We start from the raw sequence: 17,394 nt of genomic DNA, 5'->3' as shown, positions 1-17,394 counted from the left end.
ACTCGTCAAACTGCTGGTGGGGCTCGTCAAGGATCCACGCTGGCCGAAGATCGTCATCTTCGCCAGCTCGCGCGTGACGACTACAGGCCTCGGCCGGTGGCCCGGACCGTCCAGCACACCCATATCAAGAGGGTGGCATATCGATCAACAACGAGCTGCGGCCGATGCATCTGCGGTCACGGCGCCAGCGAACTCTCTCGACCGAACCGCCTTGACCAGCCTAGTCGACCTAGACGGTATGACGTGACCGCTTGAGGTGAGTGGTTGCGGGCCTGGCCTCGCTCACAAAATTCGTGGGTTGCCGGGCAGGGGCTGCCTGCTCGGCCTTTCCGACAGTTGTGGGAGGCCCCGGTGTTATCGAGCGTACGAGTGTTGGCCTGGATGTGCACGCACGATCGGTCGCGGCGGCAGCGATCGACGGGGTAAGCGGCGTGTTGGTCCAGGCGAGGCTGAGCCCATCGCATGATCACATTCGATCGTGGCTGGCCGAGTTGTCGGGGCCGGTCGCGGTGGCCTACGTAGCCGGCCCGACGGGGTTCGGGTTGTATCGGGCGCTGACGCAGGCGGGTGTTCGGTGTGTGGTGGCGGCGCCGTCGAAGTTGCAGCGACAGTCGGGTGATCGGGTCAAGACCGACGCCAAGGACGCCGTCCATCGGGCGCGGTTGCTGCGGTTGGACGAGGTCGCGCCGGTATCGGTGCCCAGTGTGGCTCAGGAAGCCGCGCGGGATCTGGTGCGGGCTCGTGAGGACTGCCGTGGCGATCTGATGCGGGTTCGGCATCGGCTGTCGAAACTGTTGCTGCGCCACGGCATTGTCTACCCAGATGGGCAAGCCTGGACCGGCGTGCACGACGCCTGGCTACGCCGTCAGCGGTTCACCAGCCCGGCGGTGCGGATGGCGTTCGAATCCGACTACGACGCGGTGCTCACGGTCAAAGCCCGTCGAGACCGGCTCGACGCGGCGATCGCGGCCATGGCCGCCGACAGCGAGTTCACCCCGCTCGTGCGGCGGCTGGGCTGCCTGCGAGGTGTCTCGACGCTGACCGGGTTCGCCCTGGCGGTCGAGATCGGCGACAGGCACCGGTTCACCGGCAAGACCATCGGCTCGTTCGTAGGCCTAGTGCCCAGCGAGTATTCCTCGGGGGCGTCGCGGACGCAGGGCCCGATCACCAAGACCGGCAACACCCACGTGCGGCGGCTCCTGGTCGAAGCCGCCTGGCACCACCGCGCCCGCTATGTGACCGGCAAGACCCTGCGTGACCGATGGGAACTCGCACCGCCGGCCGCCCGAGCCCGCGGCGACGCTGGTAACCGGCGGCTGCACGACCGCTGGATCAACTTCAACCTGCGCCGCAAACGCCCGGTGATCGCCAACGTCGCCGTCGCCCGCGAACTGGCCGGCTGGTGCTGGTCCCTGGCCGTCATGCAGCAGTAACAGCCCTCGCGACCTGGCTTCGTCGATCATCACGTCTGGGTAGCAGCGCGTGGAGCGACCCGCGATACAGCTATGAGTAACACAGTCCACAACAGATTCCATAATGGACAGTGCGACGCTCGACTCTAGACACGCGGCCCGCTCCTGCCGAACATCCCGTCCTGCGGTATCCAACCCGCGCATATCAGTCTGACCGCGCGTCGCCAACGACACGCTCACCCAGGCCCGATCAACGAAGCCACGAGGCGCCCGCCCCGAGCAATCAGGACGGGCGCCTCACCCTGCCTCTTGACAAACCAGCACTACATATCAGCTGTGCACCGGATCCGAAACAGCCGCGACCTTGTCGGCGAGTCCGGGCAGCTCTCTCAAAAACCTCTGCCCGTCAACCGAGTCACGTGTCCACGCGCATTGTCCAGCGACGGAGACCGCTCTTTATCGTTCAGCCTGGTCGTCCTCGTGCTCCGCGGCGGTGGGCAGTACGTACTCCTGAGCGAGTTTGGCGAGGTGCAACGGCAATGGCAACCGCAGCGCGTCGGTGTAGTCGGGCGCCTGTCGTTGCTGGTGCACCGCGAACGCAAGCGCCTCGGGATCATCGCCTTGGTCAGGATGGCATCCCTGCACAACTATCTCGACCAGGGTGGGGTTCCAGGCGGGAACACCAGTGTCCACTGTGGGCATTCCTTTGCGCGGTCCGGCCCGCAGGGGACGCGGGGCGAGCTTGTCCGCTTCCACCGCCGAGGCTTTGAAGGTGCCCGCCTTCTCGGTGGTGCTGTAGAACACGCGATCCGCGCCGGCCGGAACCCAGAACCCGGCGGGAAGACCGTTGACCCCCTTCGGGCTTCCGGTTCCCCACCACTGCGGTGTCTCGCCCCCCTCACCGGTGCGCACCCTGACCACGCGGAGCGAGTCGTTGAGGCTCGCGGGCGGAGCGTGACCGGTTCGCACGAGATCGCGGATCATCACACCGTCCTGAAGCCACGGCCACTGCCCGCGGACGTTCTGCGAATGGCAGAGCAACACGGTGGGGCAGCGCCTCACCTCTGTGGAGTACAGGAGCTTCTGCAGGAATCGCGAGGTCTCCTGGCGCTGCTCCTGCTCGCTCCTGCGGCGCACGCTCCAGCTCGGCTTGCCGGTGCTCGTCTCCTCGAAATCGTCCGCCGCGACCTCAGCGAGCCGGGTGAGTCGCAGCATCAGCTGGGAGTAGGGCACCCATGCCCCCACTCCGTCGTGCGCTTCGTCGTCCCACCCCAGCAACGACACCCCGCCGGTCCGCGCTCGGTCCGGCCTCACGAGAACCGCGACGGCGAGCCTGCGCGACAGGCCCGTCCGGCTGTCCCTGCGGCGGGTAACCATCCACAGGCCCAGGTACTGCAAGTCTGCGGGCACCTTGTCGCCGAGGGTGTGTCGCGGCACCACTCGCACACCCAGCTGGCGCAGGCCGTCCTCCCAGGCCGACCGTGCCCGGTGGCCGATGTTCTTGGCCGAGTTGTAGCCCCTCACGGTCTTGGGCACCACGACGAACTGCGTGACGACGCCCGCGTCGGCACAACCGAGCCGGACGGCGAACTTCGGATCTTCGCGCGCCGCCGGGAAGTCCTCACGACGATCGATCTCGACGAGGGCGAGACTCGGTGGGGCGGCAGTGCTCGCCCCGTCCCCCGCGAGGAACTTGGCGACGGCCGCGCGCCGGGTCCGCAGGCCCACTGCGAGCGCTGCGGCCTTCGGTCCCGGCATCGCCGACACACCGAGCGACTCGGCAAGACCACCGACGAGTTTGAGGCACCGCAGGCGAATCACGAGCTCATCGGTGTGCCAGCTGAGGATCACCGGGTGCCCAGGGCCCCCTGTCTCGTACGCATCCGCCGGCAGTTCCCCCGCACCACCGTCACCGGGCAGACCCAGCAGCCCGATGAGCGCAGCCGTGGCCGCGTCCCTCATCTCCGCGGTCTGCCACAACAACCTGAGTTCGAGCGAGCTCTTTTCTTCTCCGATTCCCACCGGCGGCTGGCTCGCCCTGGCGAGCGCCGTTCTGCGGGCCGTGGCGTCCAAGTCGGCCGCGAGATCTCCTTGCTCGGTGCGCGCAGCGGCTACCGTGTTCGGTGCCAACCGACTGCGGGTCAGATCGGGCACCCGTTCCAGCTCCGGGGCGAACGCCTGCTCGAGCCACTCGACGAGCTGCGAGCGCTGGTGGGACATCAGCCCGGAGCCCACGCCGTGCTCGCCTGTCCGGGCGCTGTGGACGACAAGAGCGCGCGTGGTGTTCGAGGTCCCGAGCCAGCTGGTGGGTTTGGTCAGCAACTGGTCCACGTCGGGGAACGGGCGGCTCAGCGACAGCCGCCGGAGCATGCCTGCCGCGTCACCGTGACGCCACTGGTGCCGGCGCTCCGCGCGATCCCAGGTCAGTCTCGCCACCGTGTAGCGATCGCTGCTCGGCGCGCCCGGCAACCAGGGCACCACCGGGCGCAGGTACACCGAGGTGTCGCTGTCCGAGGGCAGCCAGACGCGGCCGGTCTTCGCGCTGGGACGGGTGAGCCATCGCCGCAGCCCTGTGTGGACGTGCACCCGGAAGCACGGTGAGAACGGCACGGTGTGGATCGTGATGCCGATCTTCACCGAGAACCACCACTCCTTGCCCCGTTCGACGAACGGGAGGGGTTGCGACATCAGCTCGGCGCCACGGCCACGCGGCCCCCGCGCCACCGCGTGGAAGTGCAGCACGCCCGCGCCCGTGTCGTACGGCCCGAGAGCCTGGACCCGACGGGCGAAGTGATCGCTGACGAGCTGGAACTGCCGCTCGTCCGGCCGGGACGTCCCTCCTGGCGAACTTTCGGTGTCGAGCAGGGAGATCGCGACGTCCCGCCACCGCGAAGGCCGGGCGTCCAGCCCGGCCAGCACCTCTCGGACTCTCGGCCGGTGTTCGTTCTCTGGCCTCAGATCCGACAACCACACTCCGAACAGCCGGTGCAGCACGTCGTCCGGCAGCGGGTCAGGCGACTCGGAGGGCACGTACAGCCAGTGGTCCTTCTCCGGATCGAGCTCCGCCGGACGGCTCATCACCACGACGTCAGCCGCCAGTCCCTGCAGGAGGTCGTCGAACCTCCTGGTCGGAACCCTGCGGAACGGCTCACGTCCTTTGTGGACTCCCGCGTTGCACAGGTCGAGGACGCCGCCGAGGAACTCCTCGGGGAAGGGCAACGCGCGAAAGGACGCGCTCAAGGGCCGCACCGGCACATAGGCCGCCTGCCTGATGGTCGAGTACTCAAAGCCCATGGACGAGCCTCAGCAGAAGGGGGCGGCTCATCGAAGTTCCTTCATTCCGCACAGCGCGTCGTACAAGGGCTGGTAGAGCATGCGCACCAGGACGGCGTCGGCAGGATCGGCGAACTCCGTGCGGTCCGCGCTGGAATCGAAGTACGGCGCGAGGATCTCGCGCAGGTTGACCAGGAGACTGGACCTCGCCGTGTCCGCCCGCCTCGACCGAGCCGGCACGGGTGCCATCGCGGCCGCAGCACGCGGCGCGAACTTGGCGTCGACGAAGACGACCCTGGCGGGGACGCCTCCGCGGACGAGTCTGCCGATGACCTGCCAGATGGTGACGAGCTGGTCCCAGGCGAACGATCGCCGCTCGGCCGTTGTCAGCGCCGAGTAGCTGTACCTCCGGGCGAGCAACCTTCCCCATTCCGCGCGCGCTTCACGCCGGAACACCCGGCCGGCGTGGTCGAGGTCGCTCGCGCCCGTCACCAGGTCGTCGAAAGCCGAGCGGGTGCGGGAATCCGGTGCCCGCCGACCCCTGACGAGTCTGGTGACCCAGTCGTTGATCGCGAAGATGGACAGCGACAGGTCGTCCGGACGGGGATGCGGCCGCGCCAGGAACAGCACAGTGCCGAACGCCGCCTGGCGCTTGTTGTTGAGGATGTTGTGCCCGCGCTCCACCGCCATCAAGGGCGCGACGAGCACCTCCGCTTCGTCGTCATCGGCTAGCGACTCGACGTCACCGCGACGGAGTGTGCCGACGAGCGGCGCGGGTTCGGACACAGCGCCGCTGAGCGCGTGCTCCAGCTCGGCGTCGTCAGCGATCAGCAACCGGACACGGCCTGCCCACCGGCTCATGTCGTTGAGCTGCTCCGCGGCGGCGCGTGCTTCCCGGTAGCTGCCGACCAGCAGCAACGCCCTCCGCCGGTCTGGATCCCTGACCCTGCCGAGCTCGGACTCGAGGGGCGCCTGCTCCCCGCTGGGCTTGCGCCGCGCCAGCTTGTCGATCATCTCGCGCAGCACCGCCGGCCGGGTGGAAGGGTCCTGCCCGGACAAGCTGATCGGCTTGTGGTGGCGGTCGTAGAGAAAACAGGTGGAGAACACCGTCTTCCTCACCGCGTCGAGCGCCTCTTCGGCAGGCTTCAGCACAGCGCCGACAGGTGCGAGCACGTGGGCGCGGGTCGACGTGCCTGCCCAGCTGGTCCCCGACATGAGCAGGACGTGCGGCCCGGACCTCGACAGGGCGCGGTCACCTCCGATGTCCGGCAACGACAACAACAACTCCCTGCCCACCCCGGCACAGCGGAAGAACCGGAGCGTGCCGGTCACTCTGCCCTGGGGATCCGCAGCGGACGCCCGCTCGTCGGGCAAGTACTGGAATCCGAGGACGTTGCCCATCGGGGACTCCGGCACGAGAGGGGCGTAGTCCAGCGGCGGGCGGCGCACGAGCTCGTTGTTCACAGGGTCGAGCCGGAGACTCGCCTCGACCTGGGGCCACAGGTAGGTGAGCCGGTCCAGGCGCTGCTCCAGCGCCGCGACCAGCAGGGAGAACTCAAGTCTCTTGGCCGCCCGGTCAGACCAGTCCGCGTCACGCGCGACCGGCGACCCTTCCAGGAGCAGTTCGAGAACGGTGTGCACGCGTCGTCGCGTCCCTCGCTGGTTGTACGTGTTCAGCAAGTCGTGAATCGCCGCGACGAGTTTCTCCGCGTCATCACCGTACGGTCCGTGATCACCCAGCGGATCATCCGCGAAGCGGTCGAGGAGCGCCCTGACCTCGGCTCGCCGTTCGTCCCAGGGAGCGCACTCCGGCATCCGCACGTCCGGATCGTCCAGGTCACCGGGGTCATCGTATTCGTACACCTCTTCCTCACAGGCAACTGTGTCCTGAGTGGACGTTTCCGGTGCCGGGTACCACTCGGCCAGCAGCTTTCCCTGCAGCGACAACGAGCTGAAGTTGTCGATGTCCACCCAGTGGCGCAGGTCCGCGTCAGAGATCAGCATCTGATAGATGCGGTTGGTGGCGCCGCTGACGACGGTCAGTGCCGCCTCCCACCTGACGACGTCGGGTTCCGAGAGCTGGAGCCGGCCTTCTCGCGCAAGTTCGTGGATCTTGTGGGTGTGCAGCTGGTCGAGCCACGACTCGGGCCCCTTGGAGACGAGCGTCGCCGAGGGCGCGAACATCGTGTCGAGGTTCATCATGACCCGATCGGCCTCGTCCACGATCACGATGTCGCTGCGCAGGCAGGCGAGCTCGAGTTGACGCAGGCTCTCGGGGTTGAGCTGCTTGGGCACCGGGCTCTGGACCAGGCTCGCGGGATTTGCGATCCAGATCGGCGCGTCCACCGCGGTGCGGGAGGGCTGGTGTCGGGGACACCGGTTCCACAGTGGACAGCAACGGACAGGGCCGAGGTCCTCGTCCTGATCCTCTTCCTGGGGGCTCAGGCGGCGGTGGCGTCGGGAGTACGGCAGCTCAGCGCCGGACGTCGCGAGCGAGGGCGCCGGTTTCTCGCCGTACAAGGCGTTGCACGGCGCGTCGATGAACCGCAGCGGCAGGGCCGGGCGGCTGTCGCGCAACCCGTCCAGCGGGCAGGCGGTGCCCAGCTCGTCGAACGCGGGCTCGTCGTGGTGGTCGAAGAGCGACGGCGCGCCTCTCGCCGCGAGCCGGCGGTGCAGACGCTGCGCGTGCTGCTCACGGGTGGTGTTGCCGAGGATCGGAGCCGCCGTGTGTTCTCCGAGCAGGTCGCGGAACAAGGTGGTGAGCCGAAGCTGCTCGGCCACGTCACCGACGACGAGCGTGATGTGCATTCCCTGCCGCACAGCCCAGACCGCTACCAACGTCATCAAGGTGCTCTTGCCGGCGCCGACCATGCCGACCAGGTGCAGCAGGCGATCGAGCCGGAGCACGTCGTGAGCGCGGAAGTCGTCACCGCCCGGGGTTCTCCGGTCCAGCCGGAGCGCGGCCAGCCGCTTCACCCAGCTGCCGCTGCCGAGGCCGAGCTCCTCTTCCTTCTCGTCCATCCACCGGGCGACGGTGGCGAGCTCGCAGAGCGGGATGTCCACAGGGCTGCCGTTCGTCGTGGTAGGGGTGGCCAGATCGTGCCCCACGGGAACGTCGTCCGAGCAAAGCTCGCCGGGGACGTGGACCGACGTGAGGCGCCGCCGGTCGAAGAGCCGGTAGGTGCCGGGCTTGGCCCACACGGGTTTCACCGTCGAGAATCCGGGCAACGACGTCAGCGCGTCGTCGTACACGTCGAAACGGTGAGGAAGAACGGTAGGTTCGATCCTCTTCGCGTGCCCGGAGTCGACATCGATCCTGTAGGCACGGAACCGTTGCGGCACAGTGGCGTACGTGTGCAACGCCATCGTCCAGAAGCGACGTCGGCGAAGCGGCCACAGCCGATGCCTGGCGCAGTTCAGCATCCACTCGGAGTCCGGTCCCTCTGCCAGTCCGCGAGCCCGCGCGAAGGGGTAACCGCTGAACAGCGTCCACGCTCCTGTCACGGGAACAGAAGCATCGAGGCGTTCCAGTAGGCGCAGTCCGAGCTCGACCTGGCACAGCAGCAACCGGTTGCCCAGGTCCGCGGGCAGTGCGTCGATCATCTCACCGCACCACGAGTTCTGGCTACGCAACGTTTTCCCCGCCCTGCCGCCGTGCGCGCCTGTTCACCCTGCGCGTCAACGCCTTGACGAGGTCGTCGTCGGTGAGCAGCCTCAACCCCCCGGCGTTCTCGGAGCTGTAGCGCTCGAACGTGGCGACGTACCCAGGGCACTGCTCCACACGGTAATTCGGCACCACCCAGAAGTCCTCGCCACGCGAGGACCGCGCGCGCTCCCTCTCGGCCAGCCTGCCCAGCAGAGCCGGATTGGCGTGATCCTTGACCTCGATCGTCCAGACGTGTCCGTCCGGCAGGACGACCATCACGTCGCAGGCCTCGCGGACCGGCCACAGCTCGGTTTCGATACCCAGCGCGCGCAACCGCGCCTCGAGTTCCAGCACCACTCGGCCGGGGCCGGTGACGAACTGCCGCAGCGCTCGGTCGAGGTGGTGCACGACTCCTGCTTGTTCAGCCACCAGAGGCTTACCCGGCAACGGCGCCCCCAGCCGGCGGCAGGCGTCGTTCTCGCACCACCAGCCCCCGTCCGGCATCGGCGTGAGCAACATCGCGCAACGGCGGCACGGCGTGTACGCCCCGTGGCACAGGTAGGTGTCCGACGTCTGGCGGAAGACGGAGCCGACGAGGTCTCGCACCGGGTCGAGGAACTGGTCGGTGGCGATCCTGAACAGTCCAGCCTGGTCGATGACCGGCTGTTCCACCAGCAGGCGCCGGAACGCGGGGTAGGACTCGGGGAGAGCGGCCTGCGCGCTGAGCTCCGCCGCGGTCTGGATCAGCCCGTACACCTCCTCGCGCACGGAGCTGTCCGGCCCCTCCATCGCCCATTCGTAGCAGAACGTGGTCGGGTGCGACGACTCGTCGTCGATCAGGTACTGGCCGGGTGCCACCGCGTCCGGCGGAAGCTCGATCGGCCAGTCCTCCACAGGGCGTTCGCGGCACCACGACAGGAAGTCCGGAAGACTGCGGGGTGGTCGTGCCCCGCGCACGAGACAGCACAACGTGATCTCGTTAAGAGCACGTTGTGCCTCTGGCGGATAGGGCAGCCTGAAGGCGTGGAGATCATCGAGCTCGGCGAGGTCGAGCACCCCTCGGACAACACCGCGCAACAGGGGAACGCCGGCGTGGCTGTCCCAGTCCCGCACGTCCTCTCCTCTCATCTGCCACCACTTTCGCCGAAGAAGTCGCGGCCGGGGCCGCACCAGGTACGCGCGTCGCAGCCGCCGCAGGCGTCACCGGGCACCGCCGCGTAGGTGTCGTCGACCAGCCAGCGTCCGACGAGTTCCCCGATCACCTCCCGGGACTCGGCCACGACCGCGTCCTGACAGGGATCGATCTCCTCGAGGGCGCAGCTGTCGTCGTGGAGGAGCTCCAGTTCCACTCTGGAGCCCCGTGCCTGGCCGAAGACCCCCGCGTCGAAGAACAGGACGGCCAGCGCCAGCTGGGGGTACTGGCGCAGGAGTGATCTGCCCTCCCACAACCGGCTCTTCGCGGTCTTGGTCTCCCGCCACACCCACCGTCCCGACCGGGTGTGCAGGAGGTCGGGAGTCGCGATGAACACGAGTTCGAGCCCGGGATCGTAGACGGCGACCTGACGTTGCACTTCGGCCCGCTCCTCGCCGGACGAGTCGAGCGGGCACACGGCGGCGTGCTGAGCCAGCATCCGTGCCCCCGCCGCGGCCGCCTCCCCCTCGACGCGGAACGGTCCCGCCGACCACCGCTCAGGGTTCCCGGGCCGGTCGTCGACCCGGCACCGGCGCCTCGGCTCGGCACTGTGACGTTCGTTCAGCCACGCGTCCACAGCTCGGCCGCGCAGGACGTGGACGTTCTCGGCCACATCCGCCGATCTCAAGTTCAGTTGCCTGGTCAGGTGGTACTGGCTCGCGCAAGTGTTGTGCGCGCGCAGGTCGCTCACGGACACGGTGCGCCGGGGCGTTCTTCCCCGTTCGACGTCAGGCAGCAACGAGGCGCGACGCACGGCCTCGCACTCCGGCAGGAGCTTGCACGACACGCAGTCGGCGCCGGGCACGCGCCGGGTGCCCGCGATCGCCCGCGCCAGAACCGGTCCGGCGTCGGACCGGTACCGCTCGCGCGCTTCGCCGGAGCCCCACTCCAGCAGCTGCGCGAAGGTGCCGGTCCCGCAGCCCGCGGCCACCACCCGCACGGTGCCGGGGCGCGCGTAGGCCGTGTCCGGCAAGCCGCGCACCGGGAAGTGCCGCTTCCCGTAGGCGTTCGCACACGGATCCCCGAAGGCCGCCGTGTACGCGGCCGCAGCGAGCTCGGCGGCGGGCCTCGTCTCGTTCGGCCCGCCGGCGCCGAGCAGCCAGATCTCCCGGTACGTGCCGTCGGCCGACGCGTAGCGCCGCCCCCAGCAGGTCTGCTCGTGGTACGTCCCGTTCGACTCCCAGCGCGCCACCCAGACCTGCGTGACGGGCAGAGTCGGACACCCGGCACGGGCGAGCTGATCTTCTTCGCGTGCCTCCAGGTACCGGCCGAGCGCCGTCTCCGTCCACGAGATCAGCCCATCGTGTGATGGTTTCCGCACCAGCCCGGCGAGTCTCCCCCGTGACCGCCACAGCTCCTCGACAACCCGCTCCTGACTCCATCCTCGGTGCTCGACGAGATCAAGGGCGGCCATCAACGGCTCGAACAGGAAGTCCTGAACCTTGCCCCGCACCGCACCCGCACCACCGGGCACACCGGGCCTGGACTTCGCCGCGACGGCGGCCGGGCAGCTCCACTTCCCGGTCCTGGTCGCGGGGAGTCCTACCCGGACGAACGCGGGGTCGTCCAACGGCGAACCCCAACGAGCCATCTGATTCACCTCCTCGGATGCGCAAAGTGACAGTTCGTCGCGCATGCTAGCGCCTGTGTACGAAGTCAACGCACGCATATATGCAATGATGTGTGTCAACTACAGCATGGCAGCCGCAATGAATCGGCCTGCTGGGGCATTCGACCCCGAACGTCGTCGAAAGGTCATGTGGTGAAAGAGGGCGAGCTGGTGGCGAACCGCTACCTGCTGACGACAAAGCTCGGCAACGGCGGACAGGCAGACGCTTTCCGGGCCTGGGACGAGGTCGAGCAGCGCGACGTGGTGATCAAGACGCCTCGGCTGGACGACCGCGACCCGGAGGACGGGGAAGTGCTGAGGCTTCGGTTCGCACGCGAGGCGAAGATCCTCTGCGAACTGCGCCACCCAAACATCCCGTTGGGGTACGCGACCGGTGTGCACAACGGCCAGCCCTACCTGGTCATGCAGCTCATCAACGGCAAGACTCTGGACCAGTTCACCAAGGACTACAACCCGATCCCCATCGTGGCCGCGGCCGCGATCGGAGTGGAGATCGGCGAAGCGCTGGACGCCGCGCACGCGGCCGGGGTCGTGCACCGCGACCTGAAGCCGAACAACGTCCTCCTGTCCCACAGCGGAGTGGCGCACCTGATCGACTTCGGTATCGCCAAATCCCTCCGCCCCGACGCCACCAAGTTCACCGCCAAGGGCGTGTCCATCGGCACCACCGGATACATGCCTCCGGAGCAGATGTGGGGCAGCACGATCACCGAACGGACAGACCTCTATACCCTTGGCTGCGTGCTGTACCTGCTGATCGCGGGACAGCCGCCGTTCACCGAGGGCGACCACGGCCGGGGTGTCCCCGAGCAGCACCTGAATGACCCGCCCCCGCCGTTCGAGGTGCACGGGAGAGAGGTTCCAGCCGAACTCGAACGCCTCGTGATGCAGCTGCTGAAGAAGTCCCCGGAGGACCGTCCCTCCAGCGCACGGGAGGTGATCGAGCGGCTTCAGCCGTTCCTGCCCCGTCCCGGCGACTCTGCACCGGTGCCCGCACTCATTCCCGACCCGACCCTCAAGTACCGCCTCCCGGAGGAGGTACGGCCCGCAGAGGCTCCGGCGGCACCCCGGCCGCAGTCCCGCAGGTCACCGAACAGCCGCCGTGCCCGTGCGCCGCAGTCCTTCGTCAGCCGCTCCGAGGCCGACGAGAGGGAACGCCTCGCCAGGAAGAAGGCCGCCAACGGAGATCCGACCGGCGCTCTCCGCGACATCGAACGCCTTGTGGCACAGGCAGATGACGCCTTCGGGGCGCTCGACTCGCTGGTCGTGCGGCTCAGGCTCGCTCAGGCGGACATCGCACGGCTCGCCGCCGACGAGGGGCGGCGGGAGACCTAGTCGCACATCGTCCGGCGCGCCGGTCAGGAGCGGTCGATCTCGTGAAGGGTCCCAGTGAACAGGGCTTCGCCGAGGCCCTTCACGAGTTCCTCGCCCTTCTTCCTCGCGTCGCGGAGAAGCTGCTCGAACGCCTCGACGTTCTTCGCGAGCTCGCCGGACCGCCGCTGCTCGGCGAGCGTGAGGTTCAACAGCCGCAACTTCCGCACGTCGACCCGCGACGCGGCGGACGAGTGCGACCCCGCCTGGCGTACGTTCGAGGGGGCCCGCAGACAGCCGGCGACGAACCAGGGGTCGACCATCGACAGGTCAGGGCGGAGCGCGAAGTGCTGGGGCCCGAGCACGAACGTGGTGTCGGCGACCACTCGCACCGCCGGCCGACGCGACAGGGCCGCGACCACGACGTCGTTCTCCTCGGCCAGGACGATCTCGCCCGCCTCGTGCGCCGCCCGTACGACGTCCTCGGCGAGCCACGTCGTCGGCTCGCTACCCGCCAGCAAATCGGCGACGAGCAGCACCTGGACCGCGCCCGGCTCCGGGCTTCTGCTCCTCGGCAGGCTGTCGGGAAGCGCCTGGCCGGACACGATGGTCAGGGCACCCGCGCGCTGGAGGTCGCCCACGGTCGTCGTCGCCCGTTCAGCTCCCGCCGGTTCAGCGATCTCCAGGTCCGAGAACTCGTTCCACATCTCGGTCAGGGAGGCGAGCACGTGCCCGAACGAGCTCCACTCCGGCTCAGTCACGACCGACTCTGAACGCGTCGGCACGTGTCTGCCCGGAGTCAGGTCCACTTCGGAGTCGAGCAGGTCGACCACTGGGACCGCCCTACCGTTCCTGCCGGACAACCCGTTCAGCACGTGCCTGCGCACCAAGGACCAGTCCACAGAGGACCTCGTCGCACCGATCCGGGAAGCGTCGACGAAAGCGACCTCGTCCTCGCCGCGGTGATCCGCGGCCGGCGTGCGCAACACCCAGAGGTGCAAGGACAAGCTGTACGGCGACGCCGCTCCGACGGGAAGCGCGATCACCGCCCGCAGTGCTCCGGTCCGAACAAGACTGGAGCGGATCCCGCGCCCTGCCCGTCGTGAGGCCACCGCCGGCGGCAGCAGGAGGACACCGGTTCCGCCCGGCGCCATCCGCGCGAGCACGTGCTCCACCCAGGCGAGCTCCGGCTCGGTGCGGGGCGGAAGGCCGTGCACCCAGCGGGGATCGGTCGCGAGTTCTTCGTGTCCCCAGGCCCTGTCGTTGAACGGAGGACTGCACACCACCACGTCAGCCCGTGCGTCCGCATGGGCGTCAGCCCGCAGTGCGTCACCGGGTCGCACGACCGCGTTCCGCGATCCCCGCCGCATGAGGGCCGTTCTCGCCGCCGCCAGGGCTTTGAGGACCGGATCCCTTTCCTGGCCGAGAACCTTCAGCTCCTCGGTTTCCCAGCGTTCTGTCGCGGCGGCGAGCAGTTCGCCGTTCCCGCACGCCGGGTCGAGCACGGTGACCGGTGCCGCGCCCCGCTCGATCTCGGCCATCTCCACAATGAGCCGCGCGAGCGGGGGCGGCGTGGAGCTGAGCTGCCGGGCATTCGCCTGCTGCCATCGCCGGAGAAAGAACTCGAAGGTGGGCGCACCGTCCGCGACGATCAAGGACAGCAGTTCGGACGCGAGTTGTTCTTGCGCCGCACTCAGATCCGGGGTCTCCAGCTCGACACCGGCCGCACGCATGCCCGCCGCGGCGACGACCAACCCGGCACCCTCGCGCTCCCCCAGTGCTTCGAGCCGGGGCCACAACAGCTCGCGATGATCCGTGTCGGCCAGTTTGCCGTTCTCGCGCAACCACTTCTCGACCGCGGCGAGCTCGAAGAGCGGACTGCTGTCCGATCCCCGCACGGGAACGGGAAAGCTGTGACGGCGTCGACGCCAGTTCCCGACCGCGGCCCTGCTCACCCCCGCGATGCGGGCGATCTCGGCCAAGGTCACGGTGACCGGCGTACCGCCTCCGTCGACCACTGCCGCACCTCCTGTAGACACAACCGATGTTAGTCAATGTGTTGACGCTGTACACAGCGGACGTGACCGAAAGCGCAGGGGCGTCAGCGCGGACATCCACACAGGACAGGACCGCTCAGCTCCCGGACATCACCGAGACCAGCCGGGTCAGCGCCGCCTCGTCCCCTGCTCTGCGATGGGGCAGGGCGAGGAGAAGCGCTCTCGCTCGTTCCGCGGCGACCCGCGCATCGCCGTCCTTGCCCAGCCAGCGGTACGCCTCCGCCACCGGCACGAGCACGCGGGCCTCGTTTGCCGGGGAGTCCGCGCGGTAGAGCAACGCCGCGGCCTCACCGTGCTCCACCATGTCGGCCCACGCGCCCGCCTCCCGGTGCACGCGCAGGACGTTGCGGTGGATCGACGCCTTGCCGTAGTCGTCCCGCACCAGCGCGATCGCCGCGAGAGCTTCGGCTCCCCGTGCCGCCGCACGCTCCAGCCTTCCCGCCGCGAGGTCGGCGCTGACCATCGCGTTGAGGACGTGGGCGATACCGCGGAAGTCCTCCAGCTCTTCGTAGATCGGCAGGGCGGCGGCGCAATGAGCCAGCACGTCGTCCCACTGCCGCTGGTCCTCGTGGACGACGGCGAAGAGCTGGTGCGCGTGCGCTACCTCGAGTCGCGCGCCGGCTTCTTCGGCCAGGCGGACGGACTGGCGCAGGTGGTGCTTCGCGAGCTCGCGCTTCCCGAGCTTGCGAAGCACCAGTCCCATCAGCCGGTGGTTCACGGCCTGAAAGCGTGCCTCCTCGTGCCCCAGGTACGACTTGTCGACCTCCAACGCGGCGCCGAGAAGCTGCTCCGAGACGCCCCAGAGGCCGGACCGCGTGTGGAACGCGCACAGCGCGGCCGGCAGCAGCCAGCGGAAGGACTGCCACGCGGCGAACTCCGGCGCCTCCAGCACGGTCTTGAACGCCTCGTGCTCGGCGAGCAGCCAGGCCGTCGCCTCCTCGCGCGTCGCGGGGCACGGCAACGGCACGTCGCTCTCCGGTTCGCCGGCGGGCAGCACGCGCCCTGAGCCGAGCACCTGGTCGCAGCGCACGGCAGACCACAGAAGGTACTTCAGCAGCGCCTCACGCACCCCGGCCGCGAACTCGGGCTCGGACGTCTCGACCTCGTCGAGCGCGTACTCGCGGATCATGTCGTGCACCGCGAACCTGTTGCCCCGCGCCGGGTGAACGATGTGAGCGCCGAGCAGTTCGTCGAGCGCCTCCGCCACGTCACACACCGGAAGTCCCGCCAGGTGCGCGATGACCTCCGTGCTCACCGCGCCGCCGGGGTGCAGGGCGATGACGTGCGACACCTTCGCCGCGTCGCGGTTCAACACGCGGTACGACCAGGCAAACGCCTCCCGGAGGCTCGGCTGGCTCGCTGTCCTGATCTTGAGGATCGCGCCGGCCTCGCACAGTTCGCCGAGGATCGTGCGCAGGCTGTGCGTCGCGCGCAACGACGTCCTCGCCGCGACGATCCTGAGAGCCAGCGGTAGCGCTCCGCACCTGGTCACGAGTTGTTCCGCCGCGGACGGTTCGGCACGGACGCGGTCCTCACCGATCAGGTCGGCCAGCAGGCGCAGGCCGACGTGCGCAGACAGCGGCGTCAGTGTGACCTCGCAGGCTCCGGGGATGTGCAGCGCCGACCTGCTGGTGATGATCGTCCTGGCGGCCGGGCCTACCGCGATCAGGTCCTTCACCTGCTCGTAGCTCGCGGCGTTGTCCAGCACCACCAGAACGGAACGCTCGCGGAGGAGTGAGCGGTACGCGGAGATCAGGTCTCCGATCGCCCAGCCCACCGGATCGAGGCCGAACGCGCGCACGAACGTGGCCAGGACCTCTTCCGGCAGCAGCGGCGTGCGGCCGGAGAAGCCCGCGAGGTCGACGTGAAGGCTCCCGTCGGCGAACCGGCCGGCTGTCCGCGTCGCCCAGCCCACCGCCAGCGCGGTCTTCCCCGCGCCGGCCGGCCCGGTGATCGTCACCACCTGGGTTGGCTGGACGTCGTCGCGCAGCAGAACGTTCAGTCGTTCCAGTTCGTCATCGCGTCCGCGCAGCGCCGTGGCGAACGGCGGCAACTGGTACGGCGCGGAGTAGGGCTTGGCGGTCACGGGCTTCCCCGCGCGCTGGTAGTCGCGAGCCGCCGCCCTGACTCCGCCCCGCACCACAAGGCCTTCGCGCTGCGCGTCGGCGGCGTAGCGGTGGAAGGCCGCGTCGATCTCACAGCCACGTCCCGCCGCCGCCAACGCCCGGAAGAGCGCCTCGCACACGGCCTCGTCGACCGGCCACAGCTCGCGTGCCCGCTCGGCGGACGCCACGGCCGAGTGCGGTTCGCCGCACCGGATCTCCGCGTCCACCAGCTTCAGATGTGCGGTCCGCCTGCTCTCGTCGAGCCGGTCGGCGTGTGAGGCCAGCGGTTCGCAGTCGGGAAAGAGGCGTCCCGGACGCCAGAGGCCGAGTGCTTCACGCAGCGCCGGCAGCTTGTCCTCGCCCTCAAGGAACCTGGTGGAAGCGAGCAACGACTCGTACCTGACCACGTCGATCCGCTCGAGCTCGATCCTGAGCCGGAGACCTCCGCCCCGAGGGGGGATGACCTCCGGTCCCAGCACCTTGCGCAGCTCGTGCGCGTGGCCCCGGATCGTGCTGCTCGTGGCACCGAACGCGTCGCAGAGCCGTGGATAGCCGACGCACAACCCCTCGGACAGGGCCACGAACGCCAGCACCTCCACCGGACGCCGTTGCAGGTCGACCGGCAGACCGCCGACGAGCACCCGCGGAGGACCGAGGAACTGCATCTGGGCGCCACCTGCGTTCATCGAAACCTAGTGAATCACTGATCCCGCACCGCACCGGCGCAACGCGCCGTTGTTGGTTCCGGCCGCCATCCGGCCAACATCG

The 17,394-nt window shown here is 69.0% G+C and carries 8 protein-coding genes; 2 read left to right on the top strand and 6 right to left on the bottom strand.

Features of this window, described 5'->3' with window-relative positions:
• Nucleotides 1-260 precede the first annotated feature (260 nt).
• Nucleotides 261-1,433 (top strand): IS110 family RNA-guided transposase, encoded by a 1,173-nt coding sequence (locus tag DFR72_RS30470; protein WP_211335585.1) that lies wholly within the window; start codon nt 261-263, stop codon nt 1,431-1,433.
• Nucleotides 1,434-1,868: 435 nt separating this feature from the next.
• On the opposite strand, the gene DFR72_RS30465 is transcribed toward DFR72_RS30470, so the two are convergent.
• The 4 genes from DFR72_RS30465 to DFR72_RS30450 are packed head-to-tail and all read right to left on the bottom strand — an operon-like array spanning nt 1,869 to nt 11,114.
• Nucleotides 1,869-4,706: a pPIWI_RE module domain-containing protein gene (locus DFR72_RS30465; protein WP_090069458.1), complete on the bottom strand. Its 2,838-nt coding sequence runs from the start codon at nt 4,704-4,706 to the stop codon at nt 1,869-1,871.
• Nucleotides 4,707-4,733: 27 nt separating this feature from the next.
• Nucleotides 4,734-8,288 carry a pPIWI_RE_Z domain-containing protein gene (locus DFR72_RS30460; protein ID WP_170176458.1) on the bottom strand — a complete coding sequence of 1,185 codons (3,555 nt, stop codon included), beginning with the start codon at nt 8,286-8,288 and terminating at the stop codon, nt 4,734-4,736.
• Nucleotides 8,289-8,310: 22 nt separating this feature from the next.
• A complete protein-coding gene (locus tag DFR72_RS30455; RefSeq protein ID WP_143086862.1) occupies nt 8,311-9,459 on the bottom strand; it encodes a pPIWI_RE_Y domain-containing protein in 1,149 nt (382 codons plus the stop codon).
• Nucleotides 9,456-11,114 (bottom strand): PD-(D/E)XK nuclease family protein, encoded by a 1,659-nt coding sequence (locus tag DFR72_RS30450; protein WP_143086861.1) that lies wholly within the window; start codon nt 11,112-11,114, stop codon nt 9,456-9,458. The genes DFR72_RS30455 and DFR72_RS30450 overlap by 4 nt, the downstream gene beginning before the upstream one ends.
• A gap of 171 nt (nt 11,115-11,285) precedes the next feature.
• Between DFR72_RS30450 and DFR72_RS30445 the strand changes: the two genes are divergently transcribed.
• Complete coding sequence (locus DFR72_RS30445) at nt 11,286-12,488, top strand: serine/threonine-protein kinase (RefSeq protein WP_170176457.1); 1,203 nt, start codon at nt 11,286-11,288, stop codon at nt 12,486-12,488.
• A gap of 23 nt (nt 12,489-12,511) precedes the next feature.
• Here DFR72_RS30445 and DFR72_RS30440 read toward each other — a convergent pair whose 3' ends face one another.
• Both DFR72_RS30440 and DFR72_RS30435 read right to left on the bottom strand, forming a co-directional pair.
• Complete coding sequence (locus tag DFR72_RS30440; protein WP_090069450.1) at nt 12,512-14,482, bottom strand: N-6 DNA methylase; 1,971 nt, start codon at nt 14,480-14,482, stop codon at nt 12,512-12,514.
• A gap of 115 nt (nt 14,483-14,597) precedes the next feature.
• A complete protein-coding gene (locus DFR72_RS30435; protein WP_090069448.1) occupies nt 14,598-17,312 on the bottom strand; it encodes an AfsR/SARP family transcriptional regulator in 2,715 nt (904 codons plus the stop codon).
• Between the last annotated feature and the right edge of the window lie 82 nt (nt 17,313-17,394).

It is taken from the genome of Lentzea flaviverrucosa (assembly GCF_003350445.1).
In the GTDB taxonomy this organism is placed as follows: Bacteria; Actinomycetota; Actinomycetes; order Mycobacteriales; family Pseudonocardiaceae; genus Lentzea; species Lentzea californiensis.
Note: the sequence above shows the minus strand (reverse complement) of the source record. Positions and strands in the feature narration are given on the sequence as shown.